21 protein-coding genes are annotated in these 23,931 nt (G+C 75.0%); 10 read left to right on the top strand and 11 right to left on the bottom strand.

Annotated features, from left to right (window positions below):
• Positions 1-51 precede the first annotated feature (51 nt).
• Positions 52-816: a MerR family transcriptional regulator gene (locus IF23_RS0105405; RefSeq protein ID WP_030280362.1), complete on the bottom strand. Its 765-nt coding sequence runs from the start codon at positions 814-816 to the stop codon at positions 52-54.
• Between the two features lie 85 nt (positions 817-901).
• Positions 902-2,293, bottom strand: coding sequence for a dihydropyrimidinase (hydA, locus tag IF23_RS0105400; protein ID WP_030280361.1), 1,392 nt, complete (start codon positions 2,291-2,293; stop codon positions 902-904).
• 462 nt (positions 2,294-2,755) lie between these two features.
• Between hydA and IF23_RS0105395 the strand changes: the two genes are divergently transcribed.
• Positions 2,756-3,637 carry a substrate-binding domain-containing protein gene (locus IF23_RS0105395; protein WP_030280359.1) on the top strand — a complete coding sequence of 294 codons (882 nt, stop codon included), beginning with the start codon at positions 2,756-2,758 and terminating at the stop codon, positions 3,635-3,637.
• A gap of 24 nt (positions 3,638-3,661) precedes the next feature.
• Here IF23_RS0105395 and IF23_RS0105390 read toward each other — a convergent pair whose 3' ends face one another.
• Positions 3,662-4,573 carry a YceI family protein gene (locus IF23_RS0105390; protein WP_030280358.1) on the bottom strand — a complete coding sequence of 304 codons (912 nt, stop codon included), beginning with the start codon at positions 4,571-4,573 and terminating at the stop codon, positions 3,662-3,664.
• Between the two features lie 195 nt (positions 4,574-4,768).
• On the opposite strand from IF23_RS0105390, the gene IF23_RS0105385 reads away from it, so the two are divergent.
• On the top strand, positions 4,769-6,529 hold the full coding sequence (locus IF23_RS0105385) for a helix-turn-helix domain-containing protein (protein ID WP_051739244.1): 1,761 nt from the start codon (positions 4,769-4,771) through the stop codon (positions 6,527-6,529).
• A gap of 127 nt (positions 6,530-6,656) precedes the next feature.
• The gene (locus IF23_RS0105380; RefSeq protein ID WP_078653796.1) at positions 6,657-7,502 is read left to right on the top strand and encodes a heparin lyase I family protein; all 846 of its coding nucleotides are present in this window, start codon (positions 6,657-6,659) and stop codon (positions 7,500-7,502) included.
• 7 nt (positions 7,503-7,509) lie between these two features.
• Here the strand turns inward: IF23_RS0105380 and IF23_RS0105375 are convergent, their stop codons facing one another.
• Both IF23_RS0105375 and IF23_RS0105370 read right to left on the bottom strand, forming a co-directional pair.
• Entirely contained in the window at positions 7,510-8,829 is a 1,320-nt protein-coding gene (locus IF23_RS0105375) for an aspartate aminotransferase family protein (protein WP_030280355.1), read from the bottom strand.
• On the bottom strand, positions 8,826-9,668 hold the full coding sequence (locus tag IF23_RS0105370; protein WP_030280354.1) for a nitrilase-related carbon-nitrogen hydrolase: 843 nt from the start codon (positions 9,666-9,668) through the stop codon (positions 8,826-8,828). The genes IF23_RS0105375 and IF23_RS0105370 overlap by 4 nt, the downstream gene beginning before the upstream one ends.
• Before the next feature lie 219 nt (positions 9,669-9,887).
• Between IF23_RS0105370 and IF23_RS0105365 the strand changes: the two genes are divergently transcribed.
• Positions 9,888-10,328, top strand: coding sequence for a MarR family winged helix-turn-helix transcriptional regulator (locus IF23_RS0105365; RefSeq protein WP_030280353.1), 441 nt, complete (start codon positions 9,888-9,890; stop codon positions 10,326-10,328).
• An 80-nt stretch (positions 10,329-10,408) separates the two neighbouring features.
• Positions 10,409-10,960, top strand: a complete 552-nt coding sequence (locus IF23_RS0105360; protein ID WP_030280350.1) for an isochorismatase family protein — start codon at positions 10,409-10,411, stop codon at positions 10,958-10,960.
• Positions 10,961-10,994: 34 nt separating this feature from the next.
• On the opposite strand, the gene IF23_RS0105355 is transcribed toward IF23_RS0105360, so the two are convergent.
• From IF23_RS0105355 to ggt, 3 genes are all read right to left on the bottom strand, one after another.
• Positions 10,995-11,516 carry a cupin domain-containing protein gene (locus IF23_RS0105355; protein ID WP_030280349.1) on the bottom strand — a complete coding sequence of 174 codons (522 nt, stop codon included), beginning with the start codon at positions 11,514-11,516 and terminating at the stop codon, positions 10,995-10,997.
• 183 nt (positions 11,517-11,699) lie between these two features.
• A complete protein-coding gene (locus IF23_RS0105350; RefSeq protein WP_030280347.1) occupies positions 11,700-13,169 on the bottom strand; it encodes an amidase in 1,470 nt (489 codons plus the stop codon).
• A gap of 156 nt (positions 13,170-13,325) precedes the next feature.
• Positions 13,326-15,146, bottom strand: a complete 1,821-nt coding sequence (gene ggt / locus IF23_RS0105345) for a gamma-glutamyltransferase (protein ID WP_030280345.1) — start codon at positions 15,144-15,146, stop codon at positions 13,326-13,328.
• 360 nt (positions 15,147-15,506) lie between these two features.
• Here ggt and IF23_RS0105340 point away from each other — a divergent pair, with 360 nt between their 5' ends.
• Together IF23_RS0105340 and IF23_RS0105335 are read left to right on the top strand one after the other, a co-directional pair.
• On the top strand, positions 15,507-16,250 hold the full coding sequence (locus IF23_RS0105340; RefSeq protein WP_030280344.1) for a hypothetical protein: 744 nt from the start codon (positions 15,507-15,509) through the stop codon (positions 16,248-16,250).
• Positions 16,251-16,413: 163 nt separating this feature from the next.
• Positions 16,414-17,514, top strand: coding sequence for a calcium:cation antiporter (locus IF23_RS0105335; RefSeq protein ID WP_030280343.1), 1,101 nt, complete (start codon positions 16,414-16,416; stop codon positions 17,512-17,514).
• A gap of 378 nt (positions 17,515-17,892) precedes the next feature.
• On the opposite strand, the gene IF23_RS0105330 is transcribed toward IF23_RS0105335, so the two are convergent.
• Positions 17,893-18,630 (bottom strand): SDR family NAD(P)-dependent oxidoreductase, encoded by a 738-nt coding sequence (locus tag IF23_RS0105330; protein WP_030280342.1) that lies wholly within the window; start codon positions 18,628-18,630, stop codon positions 17,893-17,895.
• 297 nt (positions 18,631-18,927) lie between these two features.
• Positions 18,928-20,127, bottom strand: coding sequence for a glycosyltransferase (locus tag IF23_RS0105320; protein ID WP_030280341.1), 1,200 nt, complete (start codon positions 20,125-20,127; stop codon positions 18,928-18,930).
• Positions 20,128-20,405: 278 nt separating this feature from the next.
• Here IF23_RS0105320 and IF23_RS0105310 point away from each other — a divergent pair, with 278 nt between their 5' ends.
• Both IF23_RS0105310 and IF23_RS0105305 read left to right on the top strand, forming a co-directional pair.
• Positions 20,406-20,852 carry an RrF2 family transcriptional regulator gene (locus IF23_RS0105310; RefSeq protein WP_030280340.1) on the top strand — a complete coding sequence of 149 codons (447 nt, stop codon included), beginning with the start codon at positions 20,406-20,408 and terminating at the stop codon, positions 20,850-20,852.
• Between the two features lie 290 nt (positions 20,853-21,142).
• Positions 21,143-22,390 (top strand): globin domain-containing protein, encoded by a 1,248-nt coding sequence (locus tag IF23_RS0105305; protein ID WP_030280338.1) that lies wholly within the window; start codon positions 21,143-21,145, stop codon positions 22,388-22,390.
• On the opposite strand, the gene IF23_RS0105300 is transcribed toward IF23_RS0105305, so the two are convergent.
• The gene (locus IF23_RS0105300; RefSeq protein ID WP_245654897.1) at positions 22,357-23,184 is read right to left on the bottom strand and encodes a class I SAM-dependent methyltransferase; all 828 of its coding nucleotides are present in this window, start codon (positions 23,182-23,184) and stop codon (positions 22,357-22,359) included. The two genes, IF23_RS0105305 and IF23_RS0105300, sit on opposite strands and share 34 nt — an antisense overlap.
• A gap of 369 nt (positions 23,185-23,553) precedes the next feature.
• On the opposite strand from IF23_RS0105300, the gene IF23_RS34335 reads away from it, so the two are divergent.
• Positions 23,554-23,748 carry a hypothetical protein gene (locus IF23_RS34335; protein ID WP_169749985.1) on the top strand — a complete coding sequence of 65 codons (195 nt, stop codon included), beginning with the start codon at positions 23,554-23,556 and terminating at the stop codon, positions 23,746-23,748.
• Positions 23,749-23,931: the final 183 nt, after the last annotated feature.

The following is a 23,931-nucleotide window of genomic DNA, read 5'->3' as shown; positions in this document are numbered from 1 at the left end:
TGGCGCCGGGCAACGGACGCCGGACCCGCCGGACACCGGACCCGCCGGACCTCAGCTCAGCCGTTCCGCCGCGTAGACCTCCATCGCGTCCCGCTGGTAGGCGGCCAGTCCTTCCGCGACGCGGTCGAAGGTGGCGCGGAAGCGGGGGTCGTCGACATAGGTCGCCGCCAGACCGCGGTAGGCCGCCGCGTTCGGGGTCCAGAAGCGGCAGACGCCGCGGTGGTGGGCGTCGGTCTCGGCCTGGACGGCGGGGTCGGTGACGGGGGTGCCCGCCACCATGAACTCCGCCATGCGGACCATCCCGGCCGTGACCTCCCGCTGCCACCGCTCGGTCTCCTCGTCGGTCATCGCCTCGGTGGCGCGCCGGGACTCCTCCCACGCCCGCGGCCAGCGCTCGCGGACCTCGGCGTCCGTCTCCGGGTCGGGTGTGAAGCCCGCGAAGAGGTTCTCGGGCCGGTTGATGCCGTTCATGTCGGGGTGTTCCCTGCCTTCCTCCAGTGCGGCGAGGGTGCGGCCGACCGTCCCGGCCAGCGTCGTCAGCCGGTCCCGCTCCGCCAGCAGCCGGGTGTGGTGCGCGCGGAGCACGGCGGCCCGGTCGGCGCGGCTGTCCAGCACCGCCCGGATCTCCCGCAGCGACAGGCCCAACTCCCGCATCAGCAGGATCTGCTGGAGCCGCAGGAGTTCCGCCTCGCCGTAGCGGCGGTGGCCGTTGCTCCCGGTTCCGGCCGGGGGCAGCAGGCCGATGCCGTCGTAGTGCCGCAGGGTCCGGGACGTCACCCCGCTCATCCGGGCGACCTCGGCGATCGACCAGGTCATGGCGGTGTCCCTTCCTCGCCGGGCCGGTCTCTCCGGCCCTGGTGACGACCGTAGGAGTTGACGCAACGGCAACCGCAAGCGGCGGTCAGCCCGCGTAGTGGCCCAGGCCCCGGGGCACGTAGACGCCGTGTCCGGCGCGGCCGGTGTGGCGGCGGTTGTCGATCACCACGGAGCCGCGGGAGAGCACCGTCTCGACCCGGCCGGTCACCCGCCGCCCCTCGTACGCGGAGTAGTCGACGTTCATGTGGTGGGTGGCGGCCGACAGGGTCTGTTCGGCGTGCGGGTCGTAGATGACGAGGTCGGCGTCGGAGCCGGGGGCGATGGTGCCCTTCTTGGGGTGGAGGCCGAACATCCGGGCCGGGGCGGTGCAGGCGATGTCGATCCAGCGGCGGCGGTCGATGTGCCCGTCGACGACGGCCTGGTGGAGCAGGTCCATGCGGTTCTCGACGCCGGGCAGCCCGTTGGGGATCTTCGAGAAGTCGCCGCGGCCCAGCTCCTTCTGGCCGGTGAAGCAGAACGGGCAGTGGTCGGTGGAGACCACCTGGAGGTCGTTGGTGCGCAGGGCGCGCCAGAGCGTCTCCTGGTGTTCGGCCGGGCGCAGCGGGGTGGAGCAGACGTACTTGGCGCCCTCGAAGTCCGGTTCGGCGAGGTTGTCGGTCGACAGGAAGAGGTACTGCGGGCAGGTCTCGCCGTAGACCGGCAGCCCCTCGTCGCGGGCGCGCATCAGCTCCGCGACGGCCTCGCGCGCCGAGACGTGCACGACGTAGACGGGGGCGCCCGCCACCTGCGCGAGCTTGATGACGCGGTGGGTCGCCTCGGCCTCCAGGAGCGCCTTGCGGACCTCGCCGTGGTGGCGCGGGTCGCGTTCGCCGCGGGCCAGGGCCTGTTCGACGAGGACGTCGATGGCGAGGCCGTTCTCCGCGTGGGTCATCACCAGGGCGCCGTTGTCGGCGGCGCGCTGCATGGCGCGGAGGATCTGTCCGTCGTCGGAGAGGAACACCCCGGGGTAGGCGGTGAAGAGTTTGAAGGAGCTGACGCCGGATTCGACGAGGCGGTCCATCTCCTTCAGCGAGGCGGCGTTCACCTCGGACATGATCATGTGGAAGGCGTAGTCGATCGCGCAGACGCCGTCCGCCTTGGCGTGCCAGGTGTCCAGGCCCTCCTGGAGGGAGCCGCCCTTGGGCTGGATGGCGAAGTCGACGAGGGTGGTGGTGCCGCCCCAGGCGGCGGCGAGGGTGCCGGTCTCGAAGGTGTCGGAGGCCCGGGTGCCGCCGAACGGCATCTCCATGTGGGTGTGGGCGTCGACGCCGCCGGGGATGACGTACTTCTGCGCGGCGTCGATGACGCGGTCGGCCTGCCAGTCGTGGCTGCCGTGGGTGGCGAGGGCCACCACCCGGCCGCCCTCGACGAGGACATCGGCGTGGAGTTCGTCGGAAGCGGTGATCACCAGACCGCCGGTAATGAGAGTGCGTGTCACGTCCGGTCTCCCTCACTGCGCCACGGTTGCGTGCCGTGCGGCGGGCGGCCCGGCGCGGACGGCCGCCCGTGCCGCGGACGGTGACCCGCGGCGGGCCGCCGTCCGCTTCCTTCCGTACGGGTGCCCGCGCGCGGCGGGCGGGCCCGTGCGGCGCCGGTTCCCGGGCGGGAAGGAGACCGTAGAAGCATGGCAGCCGCGGGGGCAATACCGTGTCCGGCGCCCGCGCGCGGCGGCCGTGTGGCGCGGTCGGTCATCCGGCCGGTTGAACGGTGCGGCGCACGGTGCGCCCGGGGAGGTATGGACCAAGAGGGGTGCGGGGTGCGCGGACTGGGCAGGTAACCGACGCCGCCGGGGGACGCCCCTCACCGCCTTCGGGGCGGGGGCAGGGCCGCCGGGGAGGGCGCGGGCGCCACGGCACGGGCGGCAGGAGCGGACCGACACCGGGCAGAGAGGCGACACGTCATGCAGCGGAGCACGCCGTGGGAGTTCTCCGACGACCGCGGACGTCTGGCGGTGGCCGGTGAACGGCCGTCGCGGATCGTCGCGTACATACAGGCCGGGGCGACGCTGTGGGATCACGGCGTCCGCCCGGTGGGGCTCTTCGGGTCGCAGCACGACGGGGCGGCGCCGGACCGGACGAAGAGCGGGGAGCTGCCCCGGGAGGGCATCCCGTATCTGGGCGCGGGGGCGGCGGTGCATCCGGACACCGTGCTGGGGGCGGCGCCGGACCTGGTGGTGGCCGTCACCTACGACGGGGAGGCGGTGTACGGGCTGGAGGCGAAGACGGCGCGGGAGTTGGAGGCGCACGTCCCGGTGGTGGCGCTGGGTGTGGGGCCCGGCCGGGGGCTGGCGGTGGTGCGGGAGCGGTTCGCGGCGCTGGCCGGGTCGCTGGGCGCGGGCGAGACGGCGGGCGCCGCCCTCGCGCTGGACGACGCGGAGGACGCGCTGCGCACGGCGGCGGGCGACGGGCCGCGGCCCCGGGTGCTGGCGCTGTCGGCGGCCGGTCCGGAGCAGGCGTATCTGGCGCGGCCGGGTGCCTGGCCGGATCTGCGGACGCTGCGGGAGCACGGGGTGGCGCTGCTGGAGCCGGCCGCCGGGCCCGGGGCGAACTGGGCGACGGCCACCTGGGCCGAGGTCGCGGCGCTCCGCCCGGACATCGTGCTGAGCGACGTCCGGGCCAACGCCGCGCCGCCGGAGGCGCTGCGCGGCGGCGCGCACTGGCAAGCGGTGGCGGCGTCGGCCCGGCTGGTCGGCTGGAACCCGGAGGCGCCGTGCAGCCGCCGGGCACACGCGCGGTTCTTCCGCGAGGTGGCGGCGGCGGTCCGCGGCGCGGCCGGGCGGTGACCCGGCGCGGGCCGCGGGCGCGGCTCACTCCGGCGGCGTCGGGGTGTCGTGGCTGCGGTACATCGCCTGGACGTCCAGCTCCAGCTTGACGGTGGGGCCGACGACGGCGATGCCGCGGGCGAGCATGGTGCGCCAGTTGAGGGTGTAGTCCTCGCGGTGGAGTTCGGCCTTGGCGAGGGCCGCGCAGCGCAGCTCCTGCCCGTAGCCGCCGTTGACGACGCCGAGGTAGGAGGTGTCGAGGGCGACGGACCGGCTGACGCCGTGCATGCTCAGCGAGCCCTGGAGCTGCCACTGCGAACCGCCGCGGTGCACGAAGCGGTTGCTGGTGAAGTGGATGTACGGGTAGTTCGCCACGTCCAGGAAGTCCGCGGAGCGCAGATGGTTGTCGCGGGTGCGGTTGCCGGTGGTGATGCTCGACGCGTCGATCCGCACCTCGACATGGGAGTGGGCCATGTCGGCGCCGACGCGGATACCGCCCTCGAAGCGGGTGAACCGGCCGTGCACGTTGGCCATGCCGACATGGCGGGCGATGAAGCGGATCGCGGTGTGCGGCGGGTCGAAGAGCCACGTTCCGGCGGTGGGCAGTTCCAGGGCGCGGGCCTCGGTGAGCCGGACCGGCTCGGGCTCCGCACCGCGCCCGGCCGTGACCTCGACGCTCTCCTGGTGGGGCTGGAGGGAGTCGACCGACACCATCAGGCTGTAGCGGCCGGGCGGCAGCGCCGCGGCGAAGAGTCCGAACGGGTCGGTGGTGCCCTTGTGGACGACCTTGCGGCTGGTGACCGCGGTGACCGTGACGACCGCCCCGTCGACCGGCTGCCCCGAGGGGTCGGTGACCGTACGGGCGAGACCGCCGGCGCCCACCGGCAGGGCCAGCCGGATGCCCGCTCCGCCGCGTACGCGGTCGGACCGGCCACGCCGGAGGAGTGCGAAAGCCATGGGTGTGCAACCTTTCGTCGGCGTGCGGTGCGAGGGCCGCGGGGCCCGCACCGGCATCCATGATCTTGGAACGTCCGGCGGGTGTCCGGGTGTCTCATTTCGAGACACCCCACCCGGCGACGGCCGGTGTTCCGGGGCACCGGATGCGGCGCCGACGGCCGCCGCGGTGGCGCGTCCCAGTACGGTGGAGCGGTTGTGAGCTGTACAGATTCCTTCCGTTCCGGGCCCGAACCGGCGCTGCTGCGCGAGGCGCGGGCGCGGTTCCTCGCCGGGCGTCCGCTGCCCGACGGGGTGCCCGAGCCGCTGGTCTCCGCCTGGCGCCGGGCCGCGTTCTTCGGCGTCCCGCACGATCTGGCCGCGGGCGCGGCGCCGCGCGCGCCGGGGGACGGGCCGCTGGCCGCGGCCGCCCGGCCGGTGCTGGAGCGGCTGGCCGGGGCGTTGGACGACGGGGAGCGGCGGGTGCTCGTCGCCGATGCGCGGTGCCGGGTGGTGTGCCGCGGCGGGGTGCCGTCGCCGGGCACGCTCCGCGACGACCTGTCGGAGGAGGTCGTGGGGCACAACAGCGCGGCGCTGGCGCTGCGGTACGGGCAGCGGTTCGAGACGCACGGGCCGGAGCACTTCCTCGACCTGTGGCAGGGCGTGTCGGCGGTGAGCGTGCCGGTGCGGCGGCCGGGCGCGGCGCGGGCGCTGGGCACCGTCACCCTCGCGCGCGGGCTGTGCGCCGGGGGCGGCGGGCATCCGGACACCGCGCTGGCGGAGGCGGTGGCCGCGGCGGTCGAGGCGGGGTGGGCGGCGCGGGGGCCGCGGGAGCCGGAGCGGCGGCTGCTGGCGGCGTTCGCGCGGGAGCGGGCGGCCGGGCGGGCGGTGCTCGCCTTCGACGGTCACAGCCGTCTGGTGAGCGAGGCGGCGGCCGGGCTGCTGTCGCCGGAGGCGGTGGACGGGCTGGAGCGGCAGGCGGTGGCGCTGCTCGCGGCGGACGGTCCGGCGGGCCGCTGGGACGGGGAGCCGACGGTGCGGTGGGGCGGCGCGGTCGCCGCGCGGCTGCTGCCGGTGCGCGAGTCCGGGGCGGTGACCGGGGCGCTCGCGGTGGTCGAGGAGGAGGCGGACGGTGCGGGGCGGGAGCCGGGGGCGGGCGCGGTCCCCGGTGTGCCGCCGGGGAGTTCGGCGGTCTGGCGGCGCGCCGTGGGGCGGGCCGTGGAGCTGTTCTCCTGTCCGCGTCCGCTGCTGCTGACCGGGGAGCGCGGGACGGGCAAGACGACGCTGGGCCGGGCGCTGCTGCGTGGCCCGGACGGCGCGGCGTGGCCGCTGACCGTCGATGCGGCGGGCGCGCCGGACGGGGAGCTGGCGGCGCTGCGCCCGTATCCGGTGGCGGACGGCGGCGCGGGTCCGGCGCCGTTGCTGCTGCGGCATGTGGAGCGGTTGGGGCAGCGGGACGTGGCGGCGCTGGTGGCGCTGCTCGACGAGCGGCCACGGCTGCCGCTGGTGGTCACCCACACCCCGGGCACCGAGGTCGGGCCGTGTCTCGCCCGGCTGCTGGACACCCTCGGGGCGCGGTCGGTGACGCTCCCGCCGCTGCGGGAGCGCCCGGAGGACCTGCCCGCGCTGCTGACCCGGCTGGCCCCGCCGCCGTCGCCCGGCCATCCGCCGCTGACCTGGACGCTGGAGGCGGTACGGGCGCTGGAGGCGCAGCCCTGGCCGGGGAATGTCACCGAACTCGCCGCGCTGGTGCGGGAGGTGGCGCGGGGGCGGCGGTCCGCCGGGCCGGTGCGGCGCGAGGAGCTGCCGCGGTCGGTGCGGCGCCGGGCGACGGCGCCGCCGCCGGGCACCATCGAGCGCGCCGAGCGGGAGACGATCCTGGCGGCGCTGCGTACCCACGGCGGCAACAAGGCGCGGGCCGCCGCCTCGCTCGGCATCGCGCGGGCGACGCTGTACCGGAAGCTGCGCGGATACGGGTGAGGCCGGGCGCGGGCGGCGTACGGGCCCCGCCGGGGGCCGTCCGCGCGCCCTCCCGACACCCCTTGACGTTTTCTGGCAACAAACCTAACTTTCACGCGTTCCTCCCCACCCCACATCGGGAGACCCCATGAAACGCGCCTCAACCCACCCTCTGCTCTGGGTGGTTGCCCTCCTGACCGGGCTCGGCCTGGTCGGCATCCGGACCGTCGCGAACGCCGAGGGCGGCACTCCCCCGGACACCCCCGAAGCCACGGCCGCCCCCTCGACCGCGCCGCCCGCACACCGTGCGGCCCCCCTCTGGCGGGCCGATCCGGCCACTGGCACCAAGCCGTTCGAGGGCGTGGAGACCAAGCCCGGGCAGGTCACCGTCGTCAACGATCCGGCCGGGCGGTACGGGAAGACGTACGCGCTGCACACCTCGGGGCACAAGCTCGACGACGCCACGCGGGTGCGGGTCGAGACGCGGGGGCAGCGCACCTCGGGCGGACCGCTGCGCTTCGCGAAGGAGGGGGACGTCTTCTACATCGGCTGGCGCTCGATGTGGGGCCCGCTGCCCACGAAGAAGGGCGACTGGGTGACGCTGTGGCAGCTCAAGGACTACGGCTCCGGTGCCGCCACCCCGCCGCTGTCGCTGCGCGCCCGCGGTGACGGCACCGTCGACCTGGAGTACAGCGACCCGAAGCTGCGGACCACCTACCTGTGGCACGGCGCCCTGAAGCTCAACTCCTGGCACTCGTTCGTCGTCGGGCTGAAGATCTCCAAGGATCCGGCGAAGGGCTGGGTGCGGCTGTGGCACAACGGTGCCGCCCAGAAGCTGGCGGGCGGCGCCACACAGTACCGGGCGGCCACGCTGCGGGCCGGATGGGTCACCGACAAGTGGGGCGTCTACCGCTCCGACGGCGTCACCGGCGCGGCCACCGCGTACCTCAACGACGCCGCGGTGGGCCGCGCGTACGGCGACGTCGCGCCCTGACGCCGGATCAGGCGGCGGGCAGCCGGGCGCGCGCGTCGGTCAGCGCCCCGGCCAGCGCCTCCGCGCCCTCCTCCGCCTCGGCGACGTTCAGCGTCATCGGCGGGGCGATGCGCACACAGGCGCCGCCGCGTCCGCCCTTGCCGACGAGGAGTCCGCGTTCCCGGGCCGCCTCCACGACCAGCGAGGCGGCCTCGGCGGACGGTTCGCCGGTGCCGGGCCGGACCAGCTCCACGCCGATCATCAGGCCCCGCCCGCGCACCTCCCGGACGAGGTCGCTCCCGGCGGCGACGGCCCGCAGCCGTTCGAGGAGGAGCCCGCCGACGCGCCGGGCGTTGCCCTGGAGGTCGTGGTCGAGGAGGTAGGTGAGGTTGGCGAGACCGGCGGCGGCGGTGACCGGGCTGCCGCCGAACGTCGAGATGGAGTGGGCGCTCATCGCGTCCATCACCTCGGCGCGGGCGACGACCCCGCCCAGGGACATGCCGTTGCCGATGCCCTTGGCGAAGGTCAGCAGGTCGGGCGGGCCGTTCCCGGCGTGCGCCTGCCAGCCCCAGAAGTGGTCGCCGGTGCGGCCCCAGCCGGTCTGCACCTCGTCGCTGATCCAGAGGATGCCGTGCCGGTCCAGCACCTCGCGGAAGGCGGCGTAGAGCCCGTCCGGCGGGGAGGTGAAGCCGCCGACGCCCTGGACCGGTTCGGCGATCAGCGCGGCGACGCCCCCGGCGGTCTGTCCCAGCACGTCCTCCAGGTCGGCGACGCACGCCGCGATGTACGCGTCGTCGCCGAGCCCGGCGTACGGGCCACGCCCGCGCACCCCGCCGTGCACGTACAGCGTCTGGAACGGCGACAGGCCGGTCGGGGACCAGCTCGTGTTGCCGGTGACGGCGACGGCGGAGAAGGAGCGGCCGTGGTAGCTGTTGCGCATCGCCAGGACCTGGTTCGAGCGGCGGTAGGCGGTGGCGAGCAGCAGCGCGGTGTCGTTGGCCTCGGTGCCCGAGGTGGTGAAGAAGACCCGGGCGTCGGGGATGCCGGAGAGCGCGGCGATGCGCTCGGCCAGCTCCACCATGGGGCGGGAGAGGTAGAGCGTCGAGGTGTGCAGGATCCGGCCGGCCTGCGCGGTGACGGCGTCGGTGACCTCGGGCAGGGCGTGCGCCGTCATGGTGGTGACGATGCCGCCGAAGAAGTCGAGGTAGCGGTTGCCCTCCGCGTCCCAGACGTGGCGGCCCGCGCCGTGGGTGAGTTCCAGCGGCCGTTCGTAGTAGAGGTCGAGCCAGGAGGGCAGCACCGCGCGGTGGCGGGCGAGCAGCGCCCCGGGGGCGCCGTCCGCCGTCACGGGCGCACCAGTCCCTCGTACGCGTCGGGGCGGCGGTCGCGGTAGAACGCCCACTGCTGGCGGACCTCGTCGATCAGCCCGAAGTCGAGGTCGCGGACGAGCAGTTCCTCCTTGCCGTCGTCGGCGACGTCGCCGACGAACTGACCGCGGGGGTCGACGAAGTAGCTGCTGCCGTAGAAGTCGTTGTCGCCGTACTCCTCGGTGCCGACGCGGTTGATGGCGGCGACGAAGTACTCGTTGGCGACCGCGGCGGCGGGCTGCTCCAGCTGCCAGAGGTAGGCGGAGAGGCCGCGGGAGGTGGCGGAGGGGTTGTAGACGAGCTGGGCGCCGCCGAGGCCGAGCTGACGCCAGCCCTCGGGGAAGTGGCGGTCGTAGCAGATGTAGACGCCGACCTTGCCGACGGCGGTGTCGAAGACCGGCCACCCGGCGTTGCCCGGCTTGAAGTAGTACTTCTCCCAGAACCCCTTGACCTGCGGGATGTGGTGTTTGCGGTAGATGCCGAGCACGGTGCCGTCGGCGTCGATGACGGCCGCGGTGTTGTAGTACACGCCGGACTGCTCGACCTCGAAGACCGGGGCGACGACGACCATGCCGGTCTCGCGGGCGAGGGCCCGCATCCGGGTGATCGTCGGGCCGTCCGGGACCGGCTCGGCCCAGCGGTAGTGCTCCGGCTCCTGCACCTGGCAGAAGTACGGGGCGTTGAAGACCTCCTGGAAGCCGATGATCTTCGCGCCCTGCCCGGCCGCCTCACGGGCGTGGGCCTCATGCTTCGCGATCATCGATTCGGTGTCGCCCGTCCAGGTCGCCTGGACCAGTGCGGCTCGCACAACATCGGCCATGAACAGCTCCTTTGTCGGCGCGTCAGGCTGCGGGCCACGCGGTCTCGGGCGGGCCCTGCGCGCGTGGAGGCGACCGTAGGCCCCGCCGCGCGGCGGGGCAAGCCCCTCTCCGGTGCGTCGCGGCGCCCGCCCGCCACGGACGCGGCCACACCGCCCCACCCCCACGGACATTGACAGGAAAACTTGCAAGTTTCCCTGTCGTACTTCTACGGTGGCGGCATGGACGACGCGCAGAACCCGGAGCCCGGACCGCTCGCCTCCGACCTCGCGGCGGCGGTCGGCCTGCTGATGCGCCATCTGCGGGCCGCCGCGCCGCTCGGCGGGGTGACCCCGACCCAGCGCGCGGTCCTGGCCCGCCTCGACCGGGACGGCCCGGCGACCACCGCGGCGCTGGCCCGCGCGGAGCTGGTCCGCCCGCAGTCGATGCGGCTGACGCTGGCGGCGCTGGAGGAGCACGGCGTCGTGGCGCGCAGCCCGCACCCGACCGACGGCCGGCAGGTCGTCCTCTCCCTCACCGACGAGGGCCGTCGGCTGATCGGGGAGGCGCGGCGGGCCAAGCGGGACTGGCTGACCGACGCGCTCGCCGACCGGCTGACCGCCGAGGAGCGCCGCACCCTCGCCGAGGCGACGGCGCTGCTGCGCCGGGTGGCCGGACCGTGAGCCGGACCCCGTAGAAACCCCTGACTCCCCCGCGGTGACCGTCCGTTGACGCCGCCGCACCCCTCTTCCCTGGAGATCCCATGTCCGTGACGACGCTCGACGCCACCTCCGCCCTCGTCGTGATCGACCTGCAGAAGGGCATCGCCGCACTGCCCTCCGTCCACCCGTCGGACGAGATCATCGCCCGCTCCGCCCGACTGGCCGCCGCGTTCCGCTCGCGGCAGCTGCCCGTGGTGCTGGTGAACGTCACCGGCGGCGCACCGGGCCGCACCGAGGCCGCCCGCCCCGGCGGCACCCCGCCCGCCGACTGGACCGAGCTGGTGCCCGAGCTGGACCGGCAGCCCGGCGACGTCCTCGTCAGCAAGCAGCAGTGGGGCGCCTTCCACGGCACCGCCCTCGATCTGGAGCTGCGCCGCCGGGGCGTGACGCAGGTGGTGCTCACCGGCATCGCCACCAGCATCGGTGTGGAGTCCACCGCCCGCGCCGCGCACGAGCACGGCTACCACGTCACGGTCGCCACCGACGCGGTGACCGACCTGGACGAGGCGGCGCACCGCAACAGCGTCGAGAAGATCTTCCCGCGGCTCGGCGAGACCGGCACCACGGACGAGATCATCGCCCTGCTCGGCTGAGCCCCGGCGGGTGCCCGGCGCCGGGGGGGGACAGCTACCGCTCCCCCGGCGCCGCGAAGTCCTCCGTGAAGTAGCTGTCGTGCCGGATACGGAACTCCTTGAGCTGCTCGGGGCCGCGCTGCGACATCTCCGCGACCCGCTCGAAGTACTCCTCCCGCGGTCCGCCCGGGGCGAAGAGCATCAGCATCGACACGGGGTCGTCGGTGGTGTTCTTGAAGGCGTGCAGCCCGCCCGCCGGCACATGGAGGAAGTCCCCCTCGCGGCCCGTGACCCACTTCTCGCCGTCGAAGAGCTCCAGTGCGCCGGAGAGGATGTAGAAGGACTCCGACATCGCCCGGTGGAAGTGGGTCTTCGCACCGGCGGACCGCGGCCCCAACACCCCTTTGTAGAGACCGAATGCACCGTCGGTCGACTCCTGCGTGGCGAGGTAGCTGGTGGATCCGCCGGGCGAGGAGACCTCCGGCGGGGTGTCGGCCGCACGGAAGGACGCGCTCACCTCGCCCTCGGCGGCGTGGTAGCGGGGCTGCGGGTACTGCATGTTCTCGACGTACGACATCGTGTGCTCCTTCTCGGCAGATCCACCACCAGGGTGTCCGCCGCGGCCGGGCACGGCATCGGGCCCGCGAAGGATCACTGCGGACCCCGGGACGAGGCCCAACGGCCTAAGCCCCGTCCCGCGCGCCCTCGCGGCGCCCCGGCCGCGGCCCCTCCGCCCTCGTCCGGGTCCGGCGGGTGACCGTCAGGCCGCGCCGCCCGCCGCCTCCGTGGCCGGGCGGCGCTCGTGCCAGCGCAAAGCGTCCTGGAGCTGTGCGGTCAGCGACAGCAGCCGGGCGTCCCCGTCGCCGGGCCCGAGCAGTTGCGCACCGAGCGGCAGCCCGCCCGCGGTGAACCCGGCGGGGACGTTCACCGCGGGCCAGCCCAGGACGTTCCACGGCCAGGCGTACGGGCAGGCCGCGATCATGGCCTGATCGGTACGGCGCCCGTCGAGCCCGGCGAGGGCGCCGATCCGCAGCGGCGGGGTGGCGGTGGTCGGCGTCAGCAGCACGTCGTACCGGCCGAACAGCGCGCCGATACGGCGCCGTTGGCGGGGTTCGGCGGCGCGCGCCCGGCGCAGCGCCGCGCCGCCGAGCAGCCGCCCCATGCGGGCCGCGCCGCGGGTGCGCCGGTCCAGCAGCGCCGGATCGGGCACCCGCGCCGCCCACTCGCGCACCCCGGCGGTGGCGCGCGGCACGAACGCCAGGCCGATCAGCCCGTAGTCCGGATCGGCCTCCTCGACGGAGTGGCCGAGCCCGGCGAGCGTCCGGGCCACCGCGGTCACCGCGCGCCGGACGTCCGGGTGGAGCGGGGTGGCGGTGGCGGTGAACGGCGGCTTCCAGGACAGGGCGACGCGCAGCCGTCCGGGGTCGCGGCGGACGGCCTCGCGGGCGGCGAGCGGCGGCGGCCGGTGCAGATCGCCGGGGTGGCTGCCGCTCGCCGCGTCCAGCAGCAGCGCCGCGTCCTCGACGGTGCGGGTCAGCGGGCCGATGCCGGTGATGCCCTGGAACGACTCGGGGTCCGGCCAGGTGGAGAGGGTGCCGCGGCGCGGTTTGACACCGACCAGATGGGTCCAGGCGGCGGGGATACGGACCGAGCCCGCGCCGTCGGTGCCGAGTGCGGCGGGGACCAGGCCCGCGGCGACGGCGGCGGCGCTGCCGCCGGAGGAGCCGCCCGGGGTGTGGTCGAGGTGCCAGGGGTTGCGGGTGTCCCCGAAGGCCGGGCCCTCGGTGAACGGCCACTGGCCCAGTTCGCAGGCGTTGGTCTTGCCGACGACGATCGCCCCGGCGGCCCGCAGCCGCCGCACCACCTCGGCGTCGGCCGCCTTGGCGGGGAACTCCCCGGCGCAGCCGAACGCGGTGGGCTCGCCCGCGACGTCCATGTCGTCCTTGACCGCCACCGGTACGCCGAGCAGCGGCAGCCGTTCCCCGGCCGCCAGCCTGCGGTCGGCGTCCGCGGCCTCCGCCTCGGCGGCGTCGGCCCGCAGCAGGCGGAAGGCGTTGACGGTGGGCGCGGAGGCGGCGATGCGGTCCAGACAGCGGCGGACGAGGGCGGCGGAGGTGACCTGTCCGTCGGCGAGCGCGGCGGCCTGCTCGGCGAGCCCTTCCGGCGGGCCCCCGGCGCCGGGCGGTGCGGGACGGCTCTCGCGGCTCTCGCGGCTCTCGTCGATGCTCACGGCGTACGCCTCCCGGGGCTGCGGCGGACCGGCGGTCCCCGGGAGGCTATGTGGCCCGCGCCCGCCCGGCAACGACGCACCGTGGCGGGGCGCGTCGTCGCCGGGCGGGCGTGGGCGGTCCGGGCGGCGGGGCCCGGGCCGGTGACGGCGGGGCGGCTACTTCTGGTGGACGACCATCGCCGAGCCGCCGCCGCGCCGGACCTTCTCGGCCGCGGCGAGCCAGCGGCCGTCGGGCAGCGGCTGCACACCGGTCGCCGCGCCGATCTCCTCGACCTTGGTGAACTGGTGGCCTATGCCCTCCAGTTCGCCGCGGAGCGGGCTGTTCCACAGCGCCGGCTCCAGCTCCGTCCTCGCCGCGTTGCGCTGGCTGGCGCGGGGCGCGGCGATGGCGTCGACCAGCGGCATCCCGCGGTCGAGGTGGTTGACGAGGGACTGGAGCACGGTGGTGATGATGGTCGCGCCGCCGGGCGAGCCGAGCGCCACCACGGGCCTGCCGTCCCGCAGCACGATCGTCGGCGAGATCGACGACCGCGGCCGCTTGCCGGGACCGGGCAGGTTCGGGTCGTGCACGCCCGGGGTGATCGGCGTGAACGAGAAGTCGGTCAGCTCGTTGTTGAGCAGGAAGCCGCGCCCGGGGACGACGATGCCGCTGCCGCCGGTCTGCTCGATGGTGAGGGTGTAGGCGACGATGTTGCCCCACTTGTCGGCGACGGTGAGGTGGGTGGTGTTCTCCCCCTCGTACGTCGTCGGGGACGCCTTGCCGTGGCTGCCGCACGGCTCGGGGTGGCGCGGGTCACCGGGGGCGAGGGGGCTGGTGAGGACCTTGTCGTCCTTGATGAGGCAGCCGCGCGCATCGGCGAACCGCTGCGAGGTCAGGCCCTTGACCGGCACGTTCTCGAACTTCGGGTCGCCGACCCAGCGGCCCCGGTCGGCGAAGGCGATCCGGCTGGCCTCGATGTAGCGGTGGAGGTACTGCTTCTCGCTCAGGTGCTTGACGTCGCTGCGCTCCAGGATGTTGAGCGCCTCGCCGACGGTGGTGCCGCCGGAGGAGGAGGGGCCCATGCCGTAGACGTCGAGCCCGCGGTAGCGGGTGCGGGTCGGGGCCTCGCCGAGCGCCTTGTAGTCCGCCAGATCGCGCGGGGTGAGGTCACCGGAGCGGACCTTGCGGTCGGCGCCGGGGCGCACCGGGGGCTTGCGGACGGTGTTGACGATGTCGCGCCCCAGGTCACCGCGGTAGAGCGCGTCGACACCGCGGCGGCTCAACTCGTCGTAGGTGCGGGCGAGGTCGGGGTTCTTCATGGTGGAGCCGACGACCGGCAGCTTGCCGCCGGGCAGGTAGAGGTCGGCGGTGGCGGGGAAGTCCCGGAACCGCGCCTCGTTCTGGGCGGTCTGGTCGCGGAACGTTTCGTCAACGGTGAAGCCGCGCGCCGCGAGGTCGCGGGCGGGCCGCAGCACCTGGCCGAGCGACCGGCTGCCCCACTTGCGCAGCGCGGTGTCCCAGGTGGCGGGCGTGCCGGGGGTGCCGACGCTGAGGCCGCTGGTGACGACCTCGTCGAACGGCAGGGCCTTGCCGTTCTCCTGGAAGAGGTCGGGTCCGGCGGTGCGCGGGGCGGTCTCGCGGCCGTCCAGGGTGCGCACGGTGTGGGTCCTGGCGTTGTAGTAGACGAAGTAGCCGCCACCGCCGACACCGGCGGAGTACGGCTCGGTGACGCCGAGGGCGGCGGCGGTGGCGACGGCGGCGTCGACCGCGTTGCCGCCCTTCTTCAGCACCGCGATACCGGCGGCCGAGGCGTCCCGGTCGACGCTGGAGACGGCGCCTCCGGAGCCGACGGCGACCGGGGTCTTGGCCGGGACGGGCGCGGGGTGCGGGGCGCCGGAGCCCGCCGGGGCGGGTTGGGCGACGGCCGGAACCGCCACCAGTGATCCGGCCAGGGTGGCCACGGCCCCCAGGACGGTGAGACGTCGGGCACGGGACATGGGTGGACTTCCTCCAAGCGCAGGGAACGCAGGTGGCGGGAGCCTACTCGTGGTACTCGTGTCGTAACAGAGGGGTCCACCAGGCGATCTCCGCCGGTTCCGCCGATGCGTCATCTGCCGGTGATGCCCCGGATGGTGACCGCCTGCCGGGCGAGAGATCCGGCCGCGCCGTGCCCCGTTCCCGGCGGTTTCGCGCCATCGCCGTACGCCGGGTGACGGCACGTCGAAGACGCGCGTGCGGCCCGCGCCGCCCCGCGGCATCGGATACCGGCCAACCACGCCGTACGAACCGGGACGAGCGCCCCCATCCCGCCCGCCCCGCTCGAACACACACCCGGACAGGGGTTACGCTCCCCCGCCATGAACGACTCCCTGCTCCTCCTGATCGTCGCCGTCGGTGCGCTCGTCGTCGGGGCGGCGGCCGGTTGGGCCGCCTCCTCGGCGGGCGCCCGCCGGACGCTCCACCGCACCCAGCGCTTCTTCGGCCTCCCGGAGGGCTCGGAGTGCGTCCTGGTCACCCACCGGGACAGCGCCTCGGCCCACGGCAGCATCCCGCGCCACGACGCGCTGGCCCTGCTCGGTCTCGCCGCGGTGGTCGAGAACTGCCGCGCCCACCCGGAGGTCGCCCCGCACGACACCGGACTCCAGGGCTTCGGCGCCCGTACGGAGTTCTGCGTCGGCGACCCGACGGCCCACCGCCGCCTCGCCGCGCACCTCACCTCGCTGCTGCCGGGCGTCGTGGTGCACCCGGGCGACGCGACCGGCGCCGACCGGGGGACGTTCACCATCGGCTCGACCGCGTACCGCATGGAGCCCGGCGCCGTGGAGTACGTCCTGCTGGCCCGGCTGACGGCCGGGGAGGGCGGCCGTCCGGTCTTCCTGGCGGCCGGGCAGCGGCCGGTCACCCACCGCGCCGCGGTCCGCCATCTGGTCCGCAACCATCCGCAGCTGGCCCGCAGGCACGGCACCGACGGGCAGTTCTGTCTGCTGCTGAAGGTGGTCAATTCGCAGGCGTACGGGCCGGACGTGGTGGAGGTCGTCGCGGATGTGACCCGCGCGGCGACCGCGCCCGCCGAGCCGCGGGGCCACCGCGCGTCGGCCTGAGCCCGTCCGGGGCGCCCGGCCCCGCGCCTGAAACGGTGTGAGTCCGGGCGTTGGAAGGGGCGGCGCGCGCCCGGTTCGCGACGGTCCCTCAAGGCGCGCGCCCGGCACCCGGCGGGCGGTCGTCGGCGCGCGCGTCCGGGTGGGATCTGCCAAGCTCGTCAACATGATCGCCCGGATCCGTTCGACCGCCCAGCACTGGACCCGGGCGGTGCCCGTACTCGCCGTCGTCCTGCTGATCCTGGTCTGGGGGCGGTCCCTGCCGGGTCCGCTGGTCGGTCTGGTGACGCTCTTCCTGGCGGGGTCGGTGCTGGCCGCCGTGCACCATGCGGAGGTGATCGCGCACCGGGTCGGGGAGCCGTTCGGTTCGCTGGTCCTCGCGGTCGCGGTGACCATCATCGAGGTGGCGCTGATCGTCACCCTGATGGCCGACGGCGGCGACAAGAGCGCCGCGCTGGCCCGGGACACCGTCTTCGCCGCCGTCATGATCACCTGCAACGGCATCGTCGGACTCTGTCTGCTGGTCGGCGCGTTGCGGCGGCGGGTCGCGATCTTCAACCCGGAGGGCACCGGCGCGGCGCTCGCCACCGTCTCGACCCTGGCCGGGCTGAGCCTCGTCCTGCCGAGCTTCACCACCAGCGGCACCGGCGCGCAGTTCTCCACCCCGCAGCTGGTCTTCGCCGCGCTCGCCTCCCTGGTGCTGTACGGCCTCTTCGTGACGACGCAGACGGTGCGCCACCGTGACTACTTCCTCGCCCCGGTGACCCAGGCGGGCGATGTGCTCGACTCCGACCACGCCGAACCGCCGTCGAAGCGCACGGCGCTGATCAGCCTGGGGCATCTGGCGCTGGCCCTGATCGCGGTGGTGGGGCTCGCGAAGGCGGTGTCGCCCGCGATCGAGTCGGGGGTGGCCGCGGCGGGGTTGCCGTCGTCCGTCGTCGGGGTGGTGATCGCACTGCTGGTGCTGTTGCCGGAGACCATCGCGGCGGTCCGCGCGGCCCGCCGTGGCCGCATCCAGACCAGCCTCAACCTCGGCCTCGGCTCCGCGATGGCCAGCATCGGCCTGACCATCCCGGCGGTCGCCGCCGCGTCCGTGTGGCTGGCGGGCCCGCTGGAGCTGGGGCTCGGCCCGACCCATATGGTGCTGCTCGCGCTGACGGTTGCCGCGGGCACCCTCACCGTCATCCCCGGCCGCGCCACCCCGCTCCAGGGCGGCGTCCACCTCACCCTCTTCGTCGGGTACATCGTCCTGGCCCTCAGCCCCTGACCTGCGACGACACCCACACGGGCCGGAAGTCCCCGCCACGGAAGCGCTCTTCGACGGGATCGGCGTACCGGCCGCGGCGTAGAAGATCGACATCGGGCGCGGACCGTGACACTCGCCACGCCGCACCCCTTTGGGGCCCTTTTCGGGCGGATCAACCCACCACGTGGTTTATCGTTCAAACGGAGCGGGTGTCACCGTGCCGCCCGGGTCACTGTCCCCCCAGTCGCCCGGAAGATCCGGCCGCCGACACCCGCGGGCCGGACGCCACGCGCGTGACCGGCCGTGCCCCGGCCGGATTCCCCCGTCCGGCCGGGGCCTCCCCCTCTTCCCCACGGCCCGACGCGGGCCCACTGCCGGACCGCTCCGTGCGGCGGCGCCTCAGCGCAGATGCGACGCCCCGTTCACGTCCAGCACCGTGCCCGAGCTCCAGACCGCCTCCGGTGAGGCGAGGTGGAGGACGGCGGCGGCGATCTCCGCGGGCTCGGCGACCCGCCCGAAGGGGCTCTGCGCGCGGACCTCCTCGGTGAGCCGGTCGGCGACCCGCTCGGTGGCGACGAAGCCCGGTGCGACCGAGGCGACCGCGATGCCGTAGGGCGCCAGATGGACGGCGAGCGACTGCCCGAGGGCGTGGAGCGCCGCCTTGGTGGCGCCGTACGCCGGGTGGTCCGGCTCGCCCCGATAGGCGCCGCGGGAGCCGATGTTGACGATCCGGCCGGACACCGCCCGGTCGATCATGTTCCGCGCGGCACAGTGGCTGACGTGCGCGGCACCGAGCAGATTGACGTCCACGATCTCCCGCCAGGCGCGCTGCCAGGCGTCGAACGGGGTGGTGGCCGCCGGGTGCGGACGGTTCACCGCCGCGTTGTTGACGAGCACGTCGACGCCGCCGAGCCCGTCGACCGCGGCGGCGACCACCGCGGCGGCGCCCTCCGGGGTGGCGAGGTCGCCGCGGACCAGCACATGGCCGCTGCCGTGCAGCCCGGCCAGGGCCTCCCGGGCCGCCTCCTCGCGCGTGGCGTAGTGCAGCGCGACCCGGTCGCCGTGGGCGGCGAACCGCTCGGCGACCGCCCGTCCGATCCCCCGCGAGGCGCCGGTCACCAGGACCGCGCGGCTCACCGGACACCTCCCGCGACCGCGCCGACGCGCACCGCACCGCGGTGGGACGACGGCCGGACCGGGGCCTGGTACCGCCGCCGGAAAGGCCGGCCGGACAGCTGCACGGACATGCTCCACCTCGCCGTTCTCCCCGCCGTGACCGCGGGGTTGACCGTCAGCGATCGTAAAGGATCATCGTCGGCCGCAGCCGGGCGGACCGGGCCCCGACGAGGCGGGACGCGGCCCCGGGACCCGTCGCGGCGGCGGACGCGGCACCGCCGGGCCCGGATACGCGACGGGCCCGGCGGCGCGGCCGGTTCAGCGTGCCTGCTGCACCAGCTTCTCCAGGTCCGCGGCGACCTGACCGGCGTCCGGCAGGGCGAGCGCGGCGCGGTGCGCCCGGCGGACGCGGGTGGCGACGTCCCCGTCGACCAGCAACTCCTCGCAGGCGGTGGCGACGGCGTCCGCGGTGGTCTCGGGGACGTGCCGCCCCAGGCCCAGTTCGGCGACGCGGGCGGCGTTGTGCGGCTGGTCGCCGAAGTTCGGCAGCACCGCCATCGGCGTCCCCGTCCGGATCGCCTCGCGGACGCTGTTGTAGCCGCCGTGGGTGACGAGCAGGTCGGCGCATTCCAGCAGCAGCGGCTGGGCGAGCCGGTCGACGAGCCGGACATGCGGGGCGGGCTCGATGCCGTCGAGCGGCACACCGCCGGTCGCCACGATCGCCGAGCAGTGCAGCCGGGACAGCGCCTCGACGGTCGCCCGCAGCATCTCCGCCGGGTGCGTCATGCCGGGCGGCAGGTCGAGACCGCGCTCCCGCAGCCCGATGATCATGGGCAGCGCGGTGCCGGTGGCCGCGAAGACCAGCGGCCGGTCCGCGGGGAGTTCGGTCACCCACGACGGCAGCCCGTCGGTGCGGTCCACCAGCGTGGTCTGCCGGTAGGCCCGCACCTGCGCCGGGAAGCGGGCGAAGGAGTACTCCTCGGGCAGGTAGTCGAACCGGCCGTACGGGACGGCCGATGCGGCGTCCTCCTGCTCGGGCACGCCCACCTCCCGGCGCAGCCGGTTGAGGTTCGGCAGCAACTGCGCCGGGTCGACCATGTTGACCAGCCCGGACGGGATCGGCAGCTGCGGGATGCCGAGCCGCTCGGCGAGCACGATCCCGGCCATGTCCATGCCGTCCCGGATGATCACATCGGGCCGGACCCGGCCCGCGACCTCCGCCAGCACGTCGTACATGGCGCGGGCGTGATCGCCGGTGAGCAGGGTCAGCACCAGCTGGATGTGGCCGTCCCCCGAGAAGTCGGCCCCCGGCTCCACGGCGGGCGCGGCGCCCGGGTCGGTCATGGGCAGCGACGCCAGGCAGGGTTCGAGGGTGACGTCGTCGGCGTGGAAGACGGGCGCCATCTCGGGGGTCGCGGCGACGGTGACCGCGTGTCCGGCCCCGGCCAGCGCGCGGGCCAGCGGGAGCATGGCCCGGCCGTGGGACGGCGAACCGGTCGAGGTGCACAGAACACGCATACGGGGTTCCTCATTCTCTTGACGGTGGCCACGAACGCCGCCGATCGCCGTGGTCGCCGTCGCGCCGGGCACCGCCGTGAACCGCGTCACGCGCACTCCCCCGCCGCGGTCCGCACCCCCCACCGACCGGCACATGATCGACGGTAAGGAGACCCTGATCAGCACGTCAAAGCAGCTCAGCGCGGGCCACCGGGATTGAGCCACCCGCCCCGCGGCGCCGCTCCGGCCACCGCATGTGAAATTGGTATTGGAGATACCACTTCTGTACGGTGGTGACCGTGCGACTCACCAAGAGCACCGACATCGCCCTACGTATCGCCATGCGTCTGGCGGTCATCGGCGACGGCAGCGACGCGCCGACCACCCGCGAGGTGGCCGCCGCGGTCGACGTCCCGTACACCCACGCGGCCAAGGTCGTCAGCAAGCTCCAGCACCTCGGCGCCATCGAGGCACGCCGGGGGCGCGGCGGCGGTCTGACCCTGACCGAGACGGGGCGGACCACCTCGCTCGGGCGGCTGGTCCGGGAGTTGGAGGGCGTCCATGACGTCGTCGGCTGCGAGGACGGACCGGGCTGCCCGCTGCGCGGCGGCTGCCGGTTGCGCGGTGCCCTGCGCACGGCCCAGGAGGCGTTCTACGCCTCCCTGGATCCCCTGACGATCGACGATCTGGTCCAGCCCCCCACCGGCCCCTTGTTGATCACCCTCTCGCCACGACCACCGGGCTGAGGACGGCACCGGCCGGGCGATCCGACCTCGCGATCCGGGCGCCCCGCCGAACCCCCTTCCCCCGTAAGGCCGTTGCCGACGCTCCACCCCGACCCCGGCCCGACCGACCGGACTTGACCACCCGCCCCCTCACCCTCACCCCTCCGGCATCCCCGCACGGCTAAAAATACGCATCTCACATGCACATTTGATCTCCGTGCAGGCGCCCCCGGCCACTCCTCCCCCTCACCCGCCCCCTTCCTCCCCGCGGTTCCCCTCCGTACCGCCCTCCCGAAAAGCAGGAGTCCTCCATGTTGTCGCCGAAATCGGCCGAGACCGTCCGCCTCACCCTGCCCGCCGTGGCCGCCGCCATCGGCGAGGTCACCCCGCTCTTCTACGAGAAGCTCTTCGCCGCCCACCCGGAGCTGCTGCGCGATCTCTTCAACCGCGCCCACCAGGCCGACGGCACCCAGCGCGAGGCGCTCGCCGGATCGATCGCGGCGTTCGCCACGCATCTGCTGGACCACCCCGACGAGCGGCCGGACGCCCTCCTCGACCGGATCGCGCACAAGCACGCCTCCCTCGGCGTCCGCGAGGAGCAGTACCCGATCGTCCGGAAGCATCTCTTCGCCGCGCTGGCCGAGGTGTTGGGCGATGCGGTGACCGAGGAGGTCGCCGCCGCCTGGGACGAGGTGTACTGGCTGATGGCGAACGGGCTGATAGCCGCCGAACGACGGCTGTACGCGGCGGCCGGTACCCCGGACGGCGACACCTGGCGGACCTACCGGGTCGTCGGCCGGGTGGCGGAGACCGCGGACGTCGCGACGTTCTTCGTCCGGCCCACCGACGACCGTCCGGTGCCGCCGTCGCTGCCCGGGCAGTACGTCTCCGTCCAGGTCGAACTGGCCGACGGGGCCCACCAGATACGCCAGTACAGCCTCTCCGGGCAGCCGGACGGCGGGCTGCAGTTCTCGGTGAAGCGGGTGCCCGGCACGGCGGGCGCGGCCGGTGCCACGCACCCCGCGGGCGAGGTCTCCGGCCATCTGCACGACCACGTCCACGAGGGCGACACCCTGCGGGTGAGCGCGCCCTTCGGCGATGTGGTCATGGCCGAGGGCGACCGGCCGCTGCTCTTCGCGACCGCGGGCATCGGCTGCACCCCGGCCATCGGGATGCTGTCCCACCTCGCCGCCGCCGGTTCGCCGCGCCGCGTCATCGCCGCCCACGCCGACCGCACCCCCGCCACCCACGCCTTCCGCGACGACCTCCGCCACCTCGTCGACAAGCTGCCCAACGCCACGGCGGAGGTCTGGTACGAGCGTCCGGAGCCCAGAACCACAGCGACCGGCCCGGACGCGACCGGCTCCGCCGACGGGCGGACGCCGACCGTCCGGCAGGGGCGGATGGACCTCGGCGCGCTGGAGATCCCGTCCGGCACCGTCGCCTACCTGTGCGGCCCGGTGCCGTTCATGAAGGCCGCCCGCGCACAGTTGCTGGCCGCGGGCGTGCGCCCGGCCGACCTGCACTACGAGGTCTTCGGCCCCGACCTGGGCCTCTGACCGCCACACCGGCCCGGGCCCGCGCCCGTCCGCTCCGGCACCACCCCCAACGCCAGCAGCGCCCGGTGCGGAAGGACGAGCCGCCCGTCCGGGCCGGTGAACGGGAGCGCCAGGCGCCGGAAGTGACGGGCGATCCGGTCGGTGACCTCGGGGCCCTGGCTGATCACGGTCTGCCCGATGGTGGCGACCCCGGCGGCCGGGCCCCGCCACCACTCCTCCGGGGTGGCACGGTGGTTCCAGACGACGGACCGGCAGGCCACCCCGGTCAGCCCGGCGCCGCGCAGCAGCCCGGCCAACCCCGGCGCCGTGCGCGGGAAGTCGTCCTGCGGTGCCGGCGCCGGGAAGCCGCCGGGACGGGCGACCCCCGCCGCGGCGACGGCCCGGCCGAGGAGCGTCTGCCCGGGGGCGGCGGGCACCGCCCAGACGGTGAGCGCGATCCGGCCGCCGGGCCGCACCACCCGGCACAGTTCGGCGAGGGCTTCCCGGGGGCGCCCGACGTGGTTGAGGACGAAGTTGCCCGCCGCCGCGTCGAACACCCCGTCGGCGAAGGGCAGCCGGGGCAGCGCGGCCCGGTGGACCGCGGCGCCCCCGGCGACCACCGCGGTACGGCGGACCATGCCGTCCTCCGCGTCGACGGCGGTCACCCGCGCCCCGCGCGCGAGCCCCGCGACCGCCACCGTGCCCGTACCGCACCCGACATCCAGCAGGACGGTCCCCGCCCGCACCCCCGCCGCATCGAGCAGCAGCGGAACGGTGTGCGCACAGAGCCGCCCGAACCCCGCCTCATACGCCACCGCCCGCCCCGCCCAGGCACGACGCTCCCCCAGATCGAAGGGGGTGGGGGCGGCCCCTGCGGCGTCGCCTCCGGCTGTGGCGCTCCATGCGCCGCCATCTCCAACTTCGGCACTCTCTGCGGCGTCGCCTCGGGCCGCGATGGCCCCTGCTCCACCGTCTCCGGCTGCGGCGCTCCATGCTCCGCCGTCTCCGGCTGCGGCGCTCCATGCTCCGCCGTCTCCGGCTGCGGCGCTCCATGCTCCGCCGTCTCCGGCTGCGGCGCTCTCCGCGGCGTCGCCTCCGACCGCAGTGATCCCTGCACCGTCGCCTCCGGCCGCGGCGTCGCCTCCGACCGTGGCGCCCCCCGCGTCGCCGTATCCGGCCGCACGGTGGCCGGTGCCGTGGGCGCCGTCGCCCGCTTCCACTGCCGCTCCGGCTCCCGCCCCCGCTCCCACCTCGCCGCCGTCGCCACGGCAGCCGCGCCGCTCATCGCCACCGTGGGACCCGCCCCCGCCCGGGGCAGCCGTGTCTCTCCCGATGGCGCCGTCCCCGTGGACTTCCCGCTGCACCGTTCCGCCTCCTGATCGCCGTCGTCCCGTCACCGTGCCCTCCTCGTCACGCCGTCGGCCCGCACCGGACGTTACCCACACGTAACCTACTGTCGGGTTACCACCGGTAAGTCACGCGCCGTACTCTCCTGTTCACCTCGCACGCCGGGTGTCGCGCCCTGTCGGCAGGGGCTCGCGGGCGCCGCCCGCACCTCCGTG

This window comes from Streptomyces catenulae (assembly GCF_000718015.1).
Classification (GTDB): Bacteria; Actinomycetota; Actinomycetes; order Streptomycetales; family Streptomycetaceae; genus Streptomyces; species Streptomyces catenulae.
This window is presented reverse-complemented; position numbering and strand designations above follow the sequence as displayed.

Coding starts and splice junctions, on each gene's coding strand:
- IF23_RS0105370 (WP_030280354.1), bottom strand. CDS start 9,668: ATGGCCGATGTTGTGCGAGCCGCACTGGTCCAGGCGACCTGGACGGGC.
- IF23_RS0105360 (WP_030280350.1), top strand. CDS start 10,409: ATGTCCGTGACGACGCTCGACGCCACCTCCGCCCTCGTCGTGATCGAC.
- IF23_RS0105335 (WP_030280343.1), top strand. CDS start 16,414: ATGATCGCCCGGATCCGTTCGACCGCCCAGCACTGGACCCGGGCGGTG.
- IF23_RS0105365 (WP_030280353.1), top strand. CDS start 9,888: ATGGACGACGCGCAGAACCCGGAGCCCGGACCGCTCGCCTCCGACCTC.
- IF23_RS0105395 (WP_030280359.1), top strand. CDS start 2,756: ATGCAGCGGAGCACGCCGTGGGAGTTCTCCGACGACCGCGGACGTCTG.
- IF23_RS0105405 (WP_030280362.1), bottom strand. CDS start 816: ATGACCTGGTCGATCGCCGAGGTCGCCCGGATGAGCGGGGTGACGTCC.
- IF23_RS0105390 (WP_030280358.1), bottom strand. CDS start 4,573: ATGGCTTTCGCACTCCTCCGGCGTGGCCGGTCCGACCGCGTACGCGGC.
- ggt (WP_030280345.1), bottom strand. CDS start 15,146: ATGTCCCGTGCCCGACGTCTCACCGTCCTGGGGGCCGTGGCCACCCTG.
- IF23_RS0105380 (WP_078653796.1), top strand. CDS start 6,657: ATGAAACGCGCCTCAACCCACCCTCTGCTCTGGGTGGTTGCCCTCCTG.
- IF23_RS0105320 (WP_030280341.1), bottom strand. CDS start 20,127: ATGCGTGTTCTGTGCACCTCGACCGGTTCGCCGTCCCACGGCCGGGCC.
- IF23_RS0105355 (WP_030280349.1), bottom strand. CDS start 11,516: ATGTCGTACGTCGAGAACATGCAGTACCCGCAGCCCCGCTACCACGCC.
- IF23_RS0105305 (WP_030280338.1), top strand. CDS start 21,143: ATGTTGTCGCCGAAATCGGCCGAGACCGTCCGCCTCACCCTGCCCGCC.
- IF23_RS0105340 (WP_030280344.1), top strand. CDS start 15,507: ATGAACGACTCCCTGCTCCTCCTGATCGTCGCCGTCGGTGCGCTCGTC.